Below are 13,349 nucleotides of genomic sequence, written 5' to 3'. Positions count from 1 at the left end.
ATAAGGCATAGGTATCTACACAATTCCTGAACTTTGCGTTAAATTGAAGAGCATGCTCTTCAATTTAACATCTCTGGCCTGGATCAGCGTCTTGTCAAGCGCTATAACAGCCTTGTAAAGCTCAATATGAACCCTCTTGCTTCACTTGCTCCGGCAATCAAAGACCTGGCTTCTGCCCAAAAGTCGAGTTTCGCAACCACACAAGCGGTCTGGCGATTCCTGAATAATGACAAAATCTCTTTTAGTCAGTTAAACCAGCCAATTGAACATCTTGCATGTGAACAGATCAAGGCATCACCGCATCAATATGCATTGATTGTTCATGACTGGTCTCAGCTACAGTATGTGAAACACCATCATAAAATTCAGCGCCTGCAAAGAACCCATCAATATGATTCAGGCTATGAATTGCAAAGCAGTCTGCTGGTTGATGCAGCCTCGGGACTACCTATTGCGCCACTGGCGCAGACACTATCAGATGCCTCAGGCTGCTATTCCACATTCAGTCAACACTCTGCTGGGCGCAAATCTCATCTAGATTCACTTACCGAACAAATCAAAGTGATTGAACAATATCCCATTGAGAAAACATGTGTTCATATCATTGATCGTGAAGGTGACTCCATTGCCCACCTAAGGGAAATGAGCAGCCAGGGTTTTAAATGGCTGATTCGGGCGAAAGAAGGCCATCGAATTGAGCATCAGGGCAAAACATGCAAAGTTGCAGAAGCCGCAGAACGAGTAGAAACGCAGCAGGTCCAGCCGATTGCCTATAAAGGAAACCGGCATATGTTGCATGTGGGAGAAACTGCTATCCGGATAACACGTGCAGCAAAACCGAAGAGAAATGACGATTCAGGCCAACGGGTTGCTCCCCAGCCAGGGAGTGCGATTGAAGCCAGATTAATTGTTGCCGTAGTGAAAGATGATCAGGATAAGACCGTCGCAAGATGGTCACTAATCAGCAATGTTCCATCAGAGATTACTACGGTAGAGATGACGACCTGGTATTACTGGCGCTGGACAATTGAATGCTATTTCAAGCTGCTCAAGCAGGCAGGTCATGATATTGAAGCATGGCTTCAGACCAGACCTGAAGCCATTTTAAGGCGGTTACTGATTAGCTGTATGGCTTGTGTTTTAACTTGGCGAATCCAGCGTTCTGAAGATGAACACCATCAGAAAATTCGTGTATTTCTCACCCGTCTTTCAGGTCGGCAGCAGAAAAGAGGTAGGTTGGAAAGTGCACCTGCCTTATTGGCAGGGCTTTCGATTTTACTGAACACTCTTCAACTGCTCTCGGAATATTCAATAGATGAACTCAATGAGATAGCCACAATGGCATTAGGTATCTCATAGATGTGTAGATACCTATGCCTATAAGGAGAGGGATAAATCGGTATAAAAAGTGTTATCTCCCTCTCCCTTTGGGCATAGGTATCTACACAATTCCTGAACTTTGCGTTAAATTGAAGAGCATGCTCTTCAATTTAACATCTCTGGCCTGGATCAGCGTCTTGTCAAGCGCTATAACAGCCTTGTAAAGCTCAATATGAACCCTCTTGCTTCACTTGCTCCGGCAATCAAAGACCTGGCTTCTGCCCAAAAGTCGAGTTTCGCAACCACACAAGCGGTCTGGCGATTCCTGAATAATGACAAAATCTCTTTTAGTCAGTTAAACCAGCCAATTGAACATCTTGCATGTGAACAGATCAAGGCATCACCGCATCAATATGCATTGATTGTTCATGACTGGTCTCAGCTACAGTATGTGAAACACCATCATAAAATTCAGCGCCTGCAAAGAACCCATCAATATGATTCAGGCTATGAATTGCAAAGCAGTCTGCTGGTTGATGCAGCCTCGGGACTACCTATTGCGCCACTGGCGCAGACACTATCAGATGCCTCAGGCTGCTATTCCACATTCAGTCAACACTCTGCTGGGCGCAAATCTCATCTAGATTCACTTACCGAACAAATCAAAGTGATTGAACAATATCCCATTGAGAAAACATGTGTTCATATCATTGATCGTGAAGGTGACTCCATTGCCCACCTAAGGGAAATGAGCAGCCAGGGTTTTAAATGGCTGATTCGGGCGAAAGAAGGCCATCGAATTGAGCATCAGGGCAAAACATGCAAAGTTGCAGAAGCCGCAGAACGAGTAGAAACGCAGCAGGTCCAGCCGATTGCCTATAAAGGAAACCGGCATATGTTGCATGTGGGAGAAACTGCTATCCGGATAACACGTGCAGCAAAACCGAAGAGAAATGACGATTCAGGCCAACGGGTTGCTCCCCAGCCAGGGAGTGCGATTGAAGCCAGATTAATTGTTGCCGTAGTGAAAGATGATCAGGATAAGACCGTCGCAAGATGGTCACTAATCAGCAATGTTCCATCAGAGATTACTACGGTAGAGATGACGACCTGGTATTACTGGCGCTGGACAATTGAATGCTATTTCAAGCTGCTCAAGCAGGCAGGTCATGATATTGAAGCATGGCTTCAGACCAGACCTGAAGCCATTTTAAGGCGGTTACTGATTAGCTGTATGGCTTGTGTTTTAACTTGGCGAATCCAGCGTTCTGAAGATGAACACCATCAGAAAATTCGTGTATTTCTCACCCGTCTTTCAGGTCGGCAGCAGAAAAGAGGTAGGTTGGAAAGTGCACCTGCCTTATTGGCAGGGCTTTCGATTTTACTGAACACTCTTCAACTGCTCTCGGAATATTCAATAGATGAACTCAATGAGATAGCCACAATGGCATTAGGTATCTCATAGATGTGTAGATACCTATGCCCTTTGGGAGAGGGCTGGGGTGAGGGAGATTAATTTTTTAATAACAAAAAAGGAATCCAAAATGACCATCGAAAATACAAAAAAATCCATTTCACGCTGGCATGAGATGCTGGAAAGCCGTGATATGTCGATCTTGAATGAACTGCTTGCTGAAGAAGTGGTATTTCGTTCGCCTGTGGCTTTTCAGCCTTATCCTGGAAAACAGGTGGTATTTTTTATTTTGACCAATGTCATTCAAGTCTTTGAAAATTTCACCTATCACCGTGAATTTATAAGTGAAGATGGTAACAATGTCGTACTTGAGTTTTCTGCCAATGTGGGCGATAAAAAACTAAAGGGAGTTGACATGATTCAGTTTAATGAAGAGGGTCAGATGGTTGATTTTGAAGTCATGATTCGACCTAAGTCCGGACTTGAAGCCTTGGCTGTACAGATGGGCCAGCGGATGCAATTATTCCAAGCTAAAACTTAATTCGAACTATTGATTCAAGTCGGCATGAAATTTGTAAATCACAGCTAGTACAACTAGAGGGGGGATGACAGATGAAAATGTTGCTTAAAAAATTGGGTCAGCTTTCCAGTGAATATCTGGATCGTTTCAGCGGAGCAGACGAGCCGACCCTGTATTACAATCCGAATGGTGTATTTTCAGGACTCATTGAACGCTTACCGCAGCTGCAACAAAAATATCGTCCTACACCTTGGTTAGCCAATGCACACGCACATATTCTGTATTTTGATTTAATTAAAAAACGTACCATTAAGCTGAAATACGATGCGCTTGAACAGCTGAAAATGTCAGATGGCGGAATTACCGGTATTGCCTGGTATGGGCTGGATCTTCCGGCAAGTACGCCAACCATTGTCTTACTCCATACTATTACCGGTTCTCCTGAATCGATGCGTGAACTGGTTCGTGATCTGCATAAACATACCGGTTGGCGTGTGGCATTGTGTTTACGCCGTGGTCATGCAGACTTACCCATGCCTGTGCCTAAAATGAACCTGTTTGGTTCAACTCAGGATTTGCGTGAGCAGCTCTTGTATATACAGGACAGATTTCCTCAGTCCGATCTCTATGGGGTTGGATCTTCTGCGGGTACGGGATTGTTGGTGCGTTATCTGGGTGAAGAGGGTGAACAAACCCCACTCAAAGCAGCTTTTGCTTTATGTCCTGGCTATAACACTGAAACCGGTTTTGCCAATGTGCATCCGTTTTACAGTAAAGTCATGGCCAAAAAACTGATTAAGCGCTTTATTCATCCTTATCAAGAAACCTGGCAGGTCTGCCCAAGCTGGAAACAGTTATTAGAAGTTAAAGATCTGTCTGAATTTGAAAAACTTTATTTTGAACTGGCCGGATTTGCGGATTATGCCAGTTATACTCAGGCAACCAATCCGATTTATGTGTTTGAAAGTGTCAAAATCCCACTGATGATTTTAAATGCGGAGGATGATCCGGTTTGTCACATCCGAAATTTAGAACCTTATAAAGAAAAAATTCGGGCGATGTCTAATATTATGGTGATTACCACCAAAAAAGGCAGTCATTGCGGCTTTTATCAGGGCTTGATGCAAACCGAATCTTGGGCTACCCGACTAATGGCAGACTATTTGATTCACTTATCTCGTGCACCGGCAACAGTATCCGCTTAAAAAGTTCCAATAAAAAACCCAGCATCTGCTGGGTTTTTTGATGAATGATACTGTAATTAGTCAAGTGCTGGCATCGCTGCGGCAATTGCGTCAGCAACCGCATCATCCTCAGACTTGTTTTCTGGATTTGAATTGGTTTTAGGTGTGGTCGCAGCAGGCTTTGACGCAGGTTCTTCGCGGGTTTCAGGCACTGGTGCCGGCTCAGTAGTTTCTGGTTTTTTGATTTCACGACGGATTTCAGTCGTGGTGTTTTCAGTTTGCTCACGTTGAATTTCAACCGTTGGCGCTACTTCCTCTTCAATTGCCGCTGGCTCTACAGGTTCAAGCGGTTCAAATTGCGTTGGTTCTGGAGTCGAGATTTCAGATGCTGGAGTAACTTCTACTTGCTCTTCTTCTTTTGGTGCTTCTTTTTTTACACACGCAGTTAATGTCAGGCCAGTCAGGATTAGGGTGGAGATTAAAAGTTTCTTCATCATCATTGCATCAAACATAAAAGTGTGGAGTGGATACACTATTATAGCAGCAAAATGCAAGATAGAAATCATATGAACTTACTGTAATTTTTTATAGGAATTGCTGTTAGAATAGTCAATTGTTTATTGTTCTTTGAATTGATGCGGATTGACTTTGCTTTCTAGGTACAAGGTAAAGTAAAATTGCGCAACATTGCAGGCCGATTTAGGCTCGATTGTACGAGAAACCCAATGACCCATTTTATTTTCGTTACTGGTGGTGTAGTTTCATCACTAGGTAAAGGTATTTCAGCTGCTTCTGTTGCTGCACTTTTAGAAGCTCGTGGTTTAAAAGTGACCATGGTAAAAATGGATCCATACATTAATGTCGATCCAGGGACAATGAGCCCATTCCAGCATGGTGAAGTTTTTGTTACAGAAGATGGTGCTGAAACAGACTTAGACTTGGGTTACTACGAACGTTTCTTGCGTCGTGCGAAAATGACCAAACTAAATAACTTCACATCAGGCCGTGTTTACCAGGATGTTCTAAACAAAGAACGCCGTGGTGACTATCTAGGCGGTACTGTTCAAGTTATTCCACACATTACTGACAATATCAAAGAGCGTGTACTTCGTGCAGGCGAAGGTTATGACGTTGCGATCGTAGAGATCGGCGGTACTGTAGGTGACATTGAATCTCTCCCATTCATGGAATCTGTACGTCAGTTAATGGTTGAACTTGGTCATAAACGTACCATGTTAATGCACTTAACGTTACTCCCATACATTAAGTCTGCAGCAGAATTAAAAACCAAACCAACACAGCACTCTGTTAAAGAACTCCTGTCGATTGGTATTCAGCCAGACATTCTCATCTGCCGTACAGAATACGATGTAGATGCAGATACGACGCGTAAGATTGCATTATTTACTAACGTTGAAGCACGTGCCGTTGTGGTATGTAAAGATGCACGTTCGATCTACCAGATTCCACGTACATTCTACGAACAAAATGTTGACGATTTAATCTGTGAACGTTTTGGTTATAACGATCTTCCTGAAGCTGACTTAACAGATTGGGATAACGTTGTAGAAGCACTGCTGAACCCTGAATACACCGTACGTGTTGCAATGGTCGGTAAATACGTTGAACTTCCAGATGCATACAAGTCTGTCAACGAAGCACTTCTACATGCGGGTATTCAAAACCGTGTGAAAGTTCAGATTGACTACGTAAACGCTGAAGAGCTTGAAAGCCAAGATGTAGCAGAAGTATTGAAAGATGCTGATGCGATTCTGGTTCCTGGCGGTTTCGGTGAGCGCGGTACTGAAGGCAAAATGAAGGCGATTCAATTCGCACGTGAGAACGGTGTGCCGTTCCTCGGTATTTGCTTGGGTATGCAGTTGGCTGTGATCGAATACGCACGTAATGTTGCTGATATTGCAGACGCGACCTCGACTGAATTTAACCGTTCAACCAAATCTCCATTGATTGGTTTAATTACTGAATGGTTAGATGAGCGTGGTGAAGTTCAGCAACGTTCTGCTGATTCTGATCTGGGTGGCACGATGCGTTTAGGCGCGCAAAAATCTGAACTGGTTGCAGGGACTAAAACTGCAGAAGTTTATGGTTCTGAAGAAATCATCGAGCGTCACCGTCACCGTTACGAGATGAACAACCGTTATATCCCAGTGCTGGAAGAAAAAGGCATGAAGATTTCTGGTTATTCTCCGGTACAGCATCTGGTAGAAACTGTTGAAATTCCTGCACATCCTTGGTTTATTGCAGTACAATTCCACCCGGAATTTACCAGCTCGCCACGTGATGGTCACCCATTATTTGCCGGTTTCATTGATGCTGCGAAAAAGCAGTACCAAAAAACCAAATAATCGGTGCGTAGGACACAACTAGGGAAGTTTAAATGTCGCAATTAAAACCACAAGAAATTGTACGTTTGGGCGATATACAAATGGCAAATCATTTGCCATTTGTATTATTCGGCGGAATGAATGTACTTGAATCTAAAGACCTGGCTTTTGAAATCGCAGAGACTTATGTCGATATCTGCACACGTTTGGGCATTCCTTATGTGTTCAAAGCCAGCTTTGATAAAGCCAACCGTTCAAGCCTGAACTCTTTCCGTGGGCCTGGCCTGGAAAAAGGTCTCGAGTGGTTAGCTGACATTAAAAAACACTTTAATGTACCGATCATCACCGATGTGCATGAGCCGTACCAAGCGGCTCCTGTTGCAGAAGTGGCAGACATTATTCAATTGCCAGCTTTCTTAAGCCGTCAGACGGATCTTGTGGAAGCAATGGCAAAAACGGATGCCATCATCAATATCAAAAAAGCCCAGTTCCTGGCTCCACACGAAATGCGTCATATTTTGCATAAGTGTCTGGAAGCCGGAAATGACAAGCTGATCATTTGTGAACGCGGTTCGGCATTTGGCTATAACAATCTGGTTGTAGACATGCTGGGCTTCGACATCATGAAAGAAATGAATGTCCCGGTTTTCTTTGATGTGACCCATGCCTTACAAACCCCAGGCGGCCGTGCAGATTCTGCCGGTGGTCGTCGTGCGCAAATTACAACGCTTGCACGTGCGGGTATGGCAACGGGTCTTGCAGGCTTGTTCCTGGAAGCACATCCAGATCCGGAAAAAGCCAAGTGTGATGGTCCATGTGCGCTGCGCATGTCTCAGCTTGAGCCGTTCCTGGCACAGCTAAAAGAATTGGATACCTTGGTTAAAGGTTTCGAAAAGTTAGATACACACTGAGTTTATCACTCTTGCGCTGCCGTATAGGCAGCTCATATTAATCAACTGAGGAATAGTTCATGAGCCAAATCGTTGACATTCGTGCACGTGAAATTTTGGACTCTCGTGGTAACCCTACCATCGAAGCAGACGTAATCTTAGCATCTGGCGTAGTTGGCCGTGCATGTGCACCATCTGGTGCTTCAACTGGTTCTCGTGAAGCTTTAGAACTTCGTGATGGCGATAAAGCGCGTTACTTAGGTAAAGGCGTTAAAACTGCGGTAAATAACGTCAATACGTTAATCCGTGACGCTTTGGTCGGTAAATCAGTATTCGAACAAAAAGACATCGATAACACGATGATCGCGCTTGACGGTACTGAAAACAAAGAAAAATTAGGTGCAAACGCAACTTTGGCAGTGTCTTTGGCTGCTGCGCGCGCTGCTGCTGAAGAAAAGAAAATTCCTCTTTTCCAATACATCGCAGATCTTCGCGGTCAAACGATTTTGACCATGCCTGTACCAATGATGAACATCATCAATGGTGGTTCACATGCAGACAACAACGTCGATATTCAAGAATTCATGATTGAGCCAGTAGGCTTCACTTCATTCTCTGAAGCGCTACGTGCCGGTGCTGAAATTTTCCATTCACTTAAATCAGTATTAAACAAAAAAGGTTTAAACACTGCGGTAGGTGATGAAGGTGGTTTTGCACCGAACTTACGTTCAAACGAAGAAGCAATTACGGTTATTCTTGAAGCAATTGGTCAAACTGGCTACAAAGCAGGTTCTGACATCATGCTTGCGCTTGACTGTGCATCTTCAGAATTCTACAAAAATGGTCAATACATTCTTGCGGGCGAAGGCAACAAAGCGTTCACAAGCAACCAGTTCTCTGACTATTTAGCAGGTCTTGTAAACCAGTACCCAATTATCTCGATTGAAGATGGTCTGGACGAATCTGACTGGGAAGGCTGGTCTTACCTGACTTCAATTCTTGGTGACAAGATCCAGTTGGTAGGTGATGACTTGTTCGTAACGAATCCGAAAATCCTGCAGCGTGGTATCAACGAAAAAGTGGGTAACTCTATTCTGATTAAATACAACCAGATCGGTACCTTGACTGAAACTTTAGATGCCATCTACCTTGCGAAAGAAAATGGTTACTCTACGGTAATTTCACACCGTTCAGGCGAAACTGAAGATTCAACGATTGCTGATCTTGCAGTAGGTACAGCAGCGGGTCAAATCAAGACGGGTTCACTTTGCCGTTCTGACCGTGTAGCGAAATATAATCAATTACTTCGTATTGAAGAATTGACTAATGCTGCATATCGCGGTAAAGCTGAGTTCAAAGGTTTGAACTAAGCGACTTATGTCAATGTTAAATGTATTCGACTCGACTGCGAGTAAAGTACTGTTGGGCCTTGCGATCATTTTGATCGCAGGGTTTCAATATTTATACTGGTTTGGTGAAGGTGGTTATCATGATCATCAGCAACTGACCCAGAAAATCCAACAACAAATGGAATTGAATGATGAGCTAAAAGAGCGTAATCGCGTTCTGGCAGCAGAAGTTTATGATTTGAAGAATGGTATTGAAGCCATCGAAGAACATGCGCGTTTAGATCTTGGTCTGATTAAGCCACGCGAAACTTTTATTCAAATGAGCACGATCAGTACTCAATATAAACCGATCTATCTTAATCCTAATTCTAAAGTAGACCTGCGAACCAATGAGTCAGCTGAAGCACCAACCACACCCTAAACTTTGGGTCATTCTTCCAGCTGCAGGTTCCGGTAGCCGTTTCTCCAAAACAGAACTGAAACAATATCAGATGATTCAAGAGCGAACTGTTCTTGAACATACGGTGGCTCGTCTGAATCAACTGCCTTTGGCGGGTTATGTCCTGGCGATTGGTGAACAGGACAACGTCGCAAAAATGCTGCCATTTTCCAGTCAAGAGAAAGCCCATTTCTGTCTGGGCGGTGCCGAGCGGGTGAATTCCGTGTTAAATGCACTCACGTATTTATCTCAAATCGCTTCTGAAGATGAGTGGGTGCTGGTACATGACGCGGCGCGTCCCTGTGTCGGTCTGGATTGTCTGCAACAGTTAGTCAATACGGCGATTACAAATGATCAGGCTGCGATTCTGGCGATTCCAGTAAGAGATACACTTAAGCGTGTAGTAACCAATTTTGATATTGAGGAAACAGTGGATCGCTCAATGCTATGGCAGGCACAAACACCACAAATGGCCAAGCTAGGTGTGTTGAAACGGGCGATTGAGCAGGCTTTGCAAGATGGTGCTACGATTACTGATGAAGCCAGTGCGCTGGAACATATCGGCGAACAGGTGAGTGTAGTACAAGGGCGTTCCGATAATATTAAAATTACCTATCCGGACGATCTGGAACTGGCCAAGCTGATTTTACAGGCTCAGGCTTAAAAATATATTCAAATAATATTTAAATAAAAGCAGAATAAATCTGGCTATAGCGATCTATTCGCTATAGCTTTCACTTATAATTTTGCCATCATTCTTTTTCACCTTTTGGCCAATGATACCTTCACAGCAGTATCGGTTTTTACGTCACTCTTTGCGTGATGGACGTAGTATTAACCCGCAAGATTCATCTCGATGGACCAAGTTGCACCTTGATCCCTGGTTATTGTGCTTTCTAGTTCTCAATGCAATCCTGGGTTTAATGGTGGTGTATAGCGCGACATCCGAAGACTCTGGCATGGTGGTGCGTCAGGCGATCAGTTTTGGAATTGGTTTTGTGCTGCTGTTTATCTGTGCGCAGATTCCACCGAAAGTCTATCAGGCGATTAGTCCATACCTGTATGCCTTCGGGATCTTCATGCTGCTTCTGGTCTTTGTGATTGGTGAAAAACGTTTAGGTGCAACCCGCTGGATTACCTTGCCGGGGGTGGGAAGCATGCAACCGAGTGAGGTGATGAAATTTGCGATGCCTTTGATGATGGCATGGTATTTTGCACGTAAGCCGTTTCCTCCCAAATTTTTGCATATTGTCGGGGCTTTGATTTTATTGGGCGTACCATTTGTTTTGGTGGCACTTCAGCCTGACTTGAACATTGGCTTGGTAATTCCTGGTATTTTTGTTCTATTTTTAAGTGGGATGTCGTGGCGTCTGATTGGTGGTGCAGCAGCGGCGGTAGCTGTGGCAGCTCCGGCTGCATGGATGTTCGTGCTACAAGAGTATCAAAAAAAACGTATTACCACGTTATTTGATCCGGAATCGGATGCCTTGGGTGCAGGCTGGAATATCATCCAGTCCAAAATTGCGATTGGTTCAGGTGGTTCCACGGGCAAAGGCTATACCGAAGGTACCCAATCACATTTAGGTTATCTGCCTGAACATCATACTGACTTTATTATGTCGACTTATGCCGAAGAATTCGGTTTTATCGGCGTTTTCCTGCTGTTTAGTTTATTCACTGCCATTATTATTCGCTGTCTGATGATTGGTTTAAACAGCTTTCATAACTTTGGCCGTTTATATGCTGGAGCCATGGGACTGACTTTCTTCTTCTTTGTATTTTTAAACTCAGGCATGGTGAGCGGGATTTTACCTGTAACTGGAGATCCATTACCGCTCATGAGTTATGGTGGAACGGCAGTGATTTCCATGCTGGCCGGGATGGGCATTGTGATGTCGATTCATACTCATCGATAAGTCATTCTAAAAGTCGGACTGGTTCCGGCTTTTTATATACTTAAAATAAGTTGTTTTAAAAATCCTGTTTTGGCCAGAAGAAAAAAGAAGAATATTTTAGAATTCGTATGAAATTAAAAAGCCCTCAAATGAGTAATGCCAGTCAGTTAAGAAATTGACTGGCATTTTCTTGGGTATTTCTGTGGTTTTCCTTTCACAACTCGTGGGCAACTTCTAACCCTCCTCTCAGGCAACACATACCTCTTAGATTTCTCCAGTAAACTTTCTAGATGTTTGGGTAAATTCCCTGCGGAGTCTAAAGAGTCAAATCTTAATATATTCAGGATACCGATAGATGCAATATGAAAGCTGATTCTCAAAGGACTGACTTTTGCTCGTTGAGCCATATGTTTCATTTGTCTTCTTAGAATATTATAGGCAATGAAGACCCCCCATAATTCTTGATAAATTAAATCAGGTTGCTTGCTCCTCAAATGCTTGCCTTCCTGTAAATCACTTTTGATTTCTCGGTAACACATTTCTATTTCCCAGCGCTGGGCATAAAGCTTCGCCAAGCCTATCAGTGGATATGCCTTTGAATCCATTAATGAAGTGATATAACGTCTAATTTTCCCTGCCTGCTCAACTTCAATCAAACGCGCTTCCCAATATTCTCCTAATGATGGATTTAGCTTCCTGGCTCTAGCTGAAAGAGGCATTTTGATTTGAAAGTCATGCGGGGAATTACGTTTAATGATCTCATAGCGTAAATTATCTTTTGCTCTCATTAACCAATGACTGGCTTCTACTCGTGTTTGCCAGTCAATCAAGAAATCAGCAGAGAAATAGGCTCGATCAAACAAGGTAATACTATGCGATGGAGGACATAATCGATTTGCCAGTGTAAGTTCACCCTGATCCATGCTACCTATTTGGGCATCAATGATTTCATGGGTGCTGGTATTTACCAGGCAGGTTGCTCTCACTTGTGGATAAGGGGCTGCAGCGGTTTTACCCTTAGATGAGCCAAAGTGTTCAAAATTCTCGTCTGTATAAGGCATAGACCAAACCACCCCGTCAACAGCACATACACTAAGGCCATGAAAGTTTGAGTATTGCTGTTGGGATTCTTCAAACCAGGCTTGGCTGAGTAGAGAAAACAAGGTATTCAAGGGCTCTCGTCCTAAACGTTGTCGTGCTTGCACTGCTGCACTGGGGACACAATATTCTGTTGTACCAAACACAAGTTTTAGTTGCTCTACGACATACCCGATCGGTTGATCTCGAAATAGGGCAAGCCCAATTACCAGCCATACCACATGTTCGGCAGGTAATTTTCTTCTCCTGATAGAAGCCTTACCTGTTTGATGTAGGCTTTCTTTAATCCAGTTTAAATCAATGAGTTCACTGAAATGGCTGAGTGAAGGCAAAGAATGTTGAAGGGTGCAATCTAAATTTTCAGATAAAGTCATAAAAAAAATGAGCGTATTGGCATACACTCATTTTTACTACATTTTTCTAATGTCTGCTTAACTGACTGGCATTACTCAAATGAGGGCTTTTTAATTTCATACTTTAACTGAGAAACCAGGTGTAATAACCCCAGATCATTAAAGGCCATGCTAGGAAAGGGCTAAACAACCATTTCCAGAACCAGTGGCGCGGCATAAAGCCAACACCATGGACAAAGCCTCCAGAAATACCAATCATGATATACATCATGGCACTATGGCTATATTCACCGTTGGCATCCAGCATTGCAGAAGGATGAACCAATAACACGGCTGCGAGAGGAAAAGCCAATAGGCAGGAAATCATCATCGCAAATTTGTTTGGTTTCTTGTCTACAACGGTTTTCTCAAGCGCAGCTTCGGTCATGTTTTATTCCTCATCCAGGTCTTGGTGTTGTTCCATGTAAATGGCAGCAATCACACTGGCAAAACATGCCATCAGTACACCCAGAATCCAGGCAAAATACCACATAGTTGTCTCT

The 13,349-nt window shown here is 43.5% G+C and carries 14 protein-coding genes; 10 read left to right on the top strand and 4 right to left on the bottom strand.

The window, feature by feature from the left end; all coding sequences use genetic code 11:
• Window positions 1–126 precede the first annotated feature (126 nt).
• The 4 genes from HGD77_RS08700 (at window position 127) to HGD77_RS08685 (ending at window position 4,459) form a co-directional block, all read left to right on the top strand.
• A complete protein-coding gene (locus tag HGD77_RS08700) occupies window positions 127–1,359 on the top strand; it encodes a transposase (RefSeq protein ID WP_004730312.1) in 1,233 nt (410 codons plus the stop codon).
• 193 nt (window positions 1,360–1,552) lie between these two features.
• Window positions 1,553–2,785: a transposase gene (locus tag HGD77_RS08695; protein ID WP_004730312.1), complete on the top strand. Its 1,233-nt coding sequence runs from the start codon at window positions 1,553–1,555 to the stop codon at window positions 2,783–2,785.
• A 79-nt stretch (window positions 2,786–2,864) separates the two neighbouring features.
• A complete protein-coding gene (locus HGD77_RS08690) occupies window positions 2,865–3,275 on the top strand; it encodes a nuclear transport factor 2 family protein (RefSeq protein ID WP_004645275.1) in 411 nt (136 codons plus the stop codon).
• Window positions 3,276–3,346: 71 nt separating this feature from the next.
• On the top strand, window positions 3,347–4,459 hold the full coding sequence (locus HGD77_RS08685) for a YheT family hydrolase (RefSeq protein WP_004645273.1): 1,113 nt from the start codon (window positions 3,347–3,349) through the stop codon (window positions 4,457–4,459).
• A 56-nt stretch (window positions 4,460–4,515) separates the two neighbouring features.
• Here HGD77_RS08685 and HGD77_RS08680 read toward each other — a convergent pair whose 3' ends face one another.
• Entirely contained in the window at window positions 4,516–4,938 is a 423-nt protein-coding gene (locus HGD77_RS08680; RefSeq protein ID WP_370940779.1) for a hypothetical protein, read from the bottom strand.
• 225 nt (window positions 4,939–5,163) lie between these two features.
• On the opposite strand from HGD77_RS08680, the gene HGD77_RS08675 reads away from it, so the two are divergent.
• From HGD77_RS08675 to rodA, 6 genes are all read left to right on the top strand, one after another.
• On the top strand, window positions 5,164–6,804 hold the full coding sequence (locus HGD77_RS08675) for a CTP synthase (protein ID WP_004645272.1): 1,641 nt from the start codon (window positions 5,164–5,166) through the stop codon (window positions 6,802–6,804).
• Between the two features lie 32 nt (window positions 6,805–6,836).
• Entirely contained in the window at window positions 6,837–7,694 is an 858-nt protein-coding gene (kdsA, locus tag HGD77_RS08670; RefSeq protein ID WP_004278721.1) for a 3-deoxy-8-phosphooctulonate synthase, read from the top strand.
• A 59-nt stretch (window positions 7,695–7,753) separates the two neighbouring features.
• The gene (gene eno, locus HGD77_RS08665) at window positions 7,754–9,043 is read left to right on the top strand and encodes a phosphopyruvate hydratase (RefSeq protein ID WP_004278719.1); all 1,290 of its coding nucleotides are present in this window, start codon (window positions 7,754–7,756) and stop codon (window positions 9,041–9,043) included.
• 7 nt (window positions 9,044–9,050) lie between these two features.
• Entirely contained in the window at window positions 9,051–9,443 is a 393-nt protein-coding gene (locus HGD77_RS08660; RefSeq protein WP_004645271.1) for a septum formation initiator family protein, read from the top strand.
• A complete protein-coding gene (gene ispD, locus HGD77_RS08655; RefSeq protein WP_004645270.1) occupies window positions 9,412–10,125 on the top strand; it encodes a 2-C-methyl-D-erythritol 4-phosphate cytidylyltransferase in 714 nt (237 codons plus the stop codon). Before HGD77_RS08660 ends, ispD begins: the two co-directional genes overlap by 32 nt.
• Before the next feature lie 112 nt (window positions 10,126–10,237).
• Window positions 10,238–11,377 (top strand): rod shape-determining protein RodA, encoded by a 1,140-nt coding sequence (gene rodA, locus HGD77_RS08650; RefSeq protein WP_004645269.1) that lies wholly within the window; start codon window positions 10,238–10,240, stop codon window positions 11,375–11,377.
• Window positions 11,378–11,523: 146 nt separating this feature from the next.
• Here rodA and HGD77_RS08645 read toward each other — a convergent pair whose 3' ends face one another.
• The 3 genes from HGD77_RS08645 to cydX form a co-directional block, all read right to left on the bottom strand.
• Window positions 11,524–12,828, bottom strand: coding sequence for an IS4 family transposase (locus tag HGD77_RS08645; protein ID WP_004729329.1), 1,305 nt, complete (start codon window positions 12,826–12,828; stop codon window positions 11,524–11,526).
• Between the two features lie 103 nt (window positions 12,829–12,931).
• Window positions 12,932–13,234: a cyd operon YbgE family protein gene (locus tag HGD77_RS08640; protein ID WP_004278714.1), complete on the bottom strand. Its 303-nt coding sequence runs from the start codon at window positions 13,232–13,234 to the stop codon at window positions 12,932–12,934.
• A 3-nt stretch (window positions 13,235–13,237) separates the two neighbouring features.
• Complete coding sequence (gene cydX / locus HGD77_RS08635) at window positions 13,238–13,339, bottom strand: cytochrome bd-I oxidase subunit CydX (protein WP_004278713.1); 102 nt, start codon at window positions 13,337–13,339, stop codon at window positions 13,238–13,240.
• Window positions 13,340–13,349 lie beyond the last annotated feature (10 nt).

Origin of the sequence: Acinetobacter sp. NEB149 (assembly GCF_012516415.1) — a bacterium.
In the GTDB taxonomy this organism is placed as follows: domain Bacteria; phylum Pseudomonadota; class Gammaproteobacteria; order Pseudomonadales; family Moraxellaceae; genus Acinetobacter; species Acinetobacter lwoffii_V.
The sequence above is the reverse complement of the archived record's forward strand: the minus strand, read 5'-3'. Positions and strand labels throughout refer to the sequence as shown.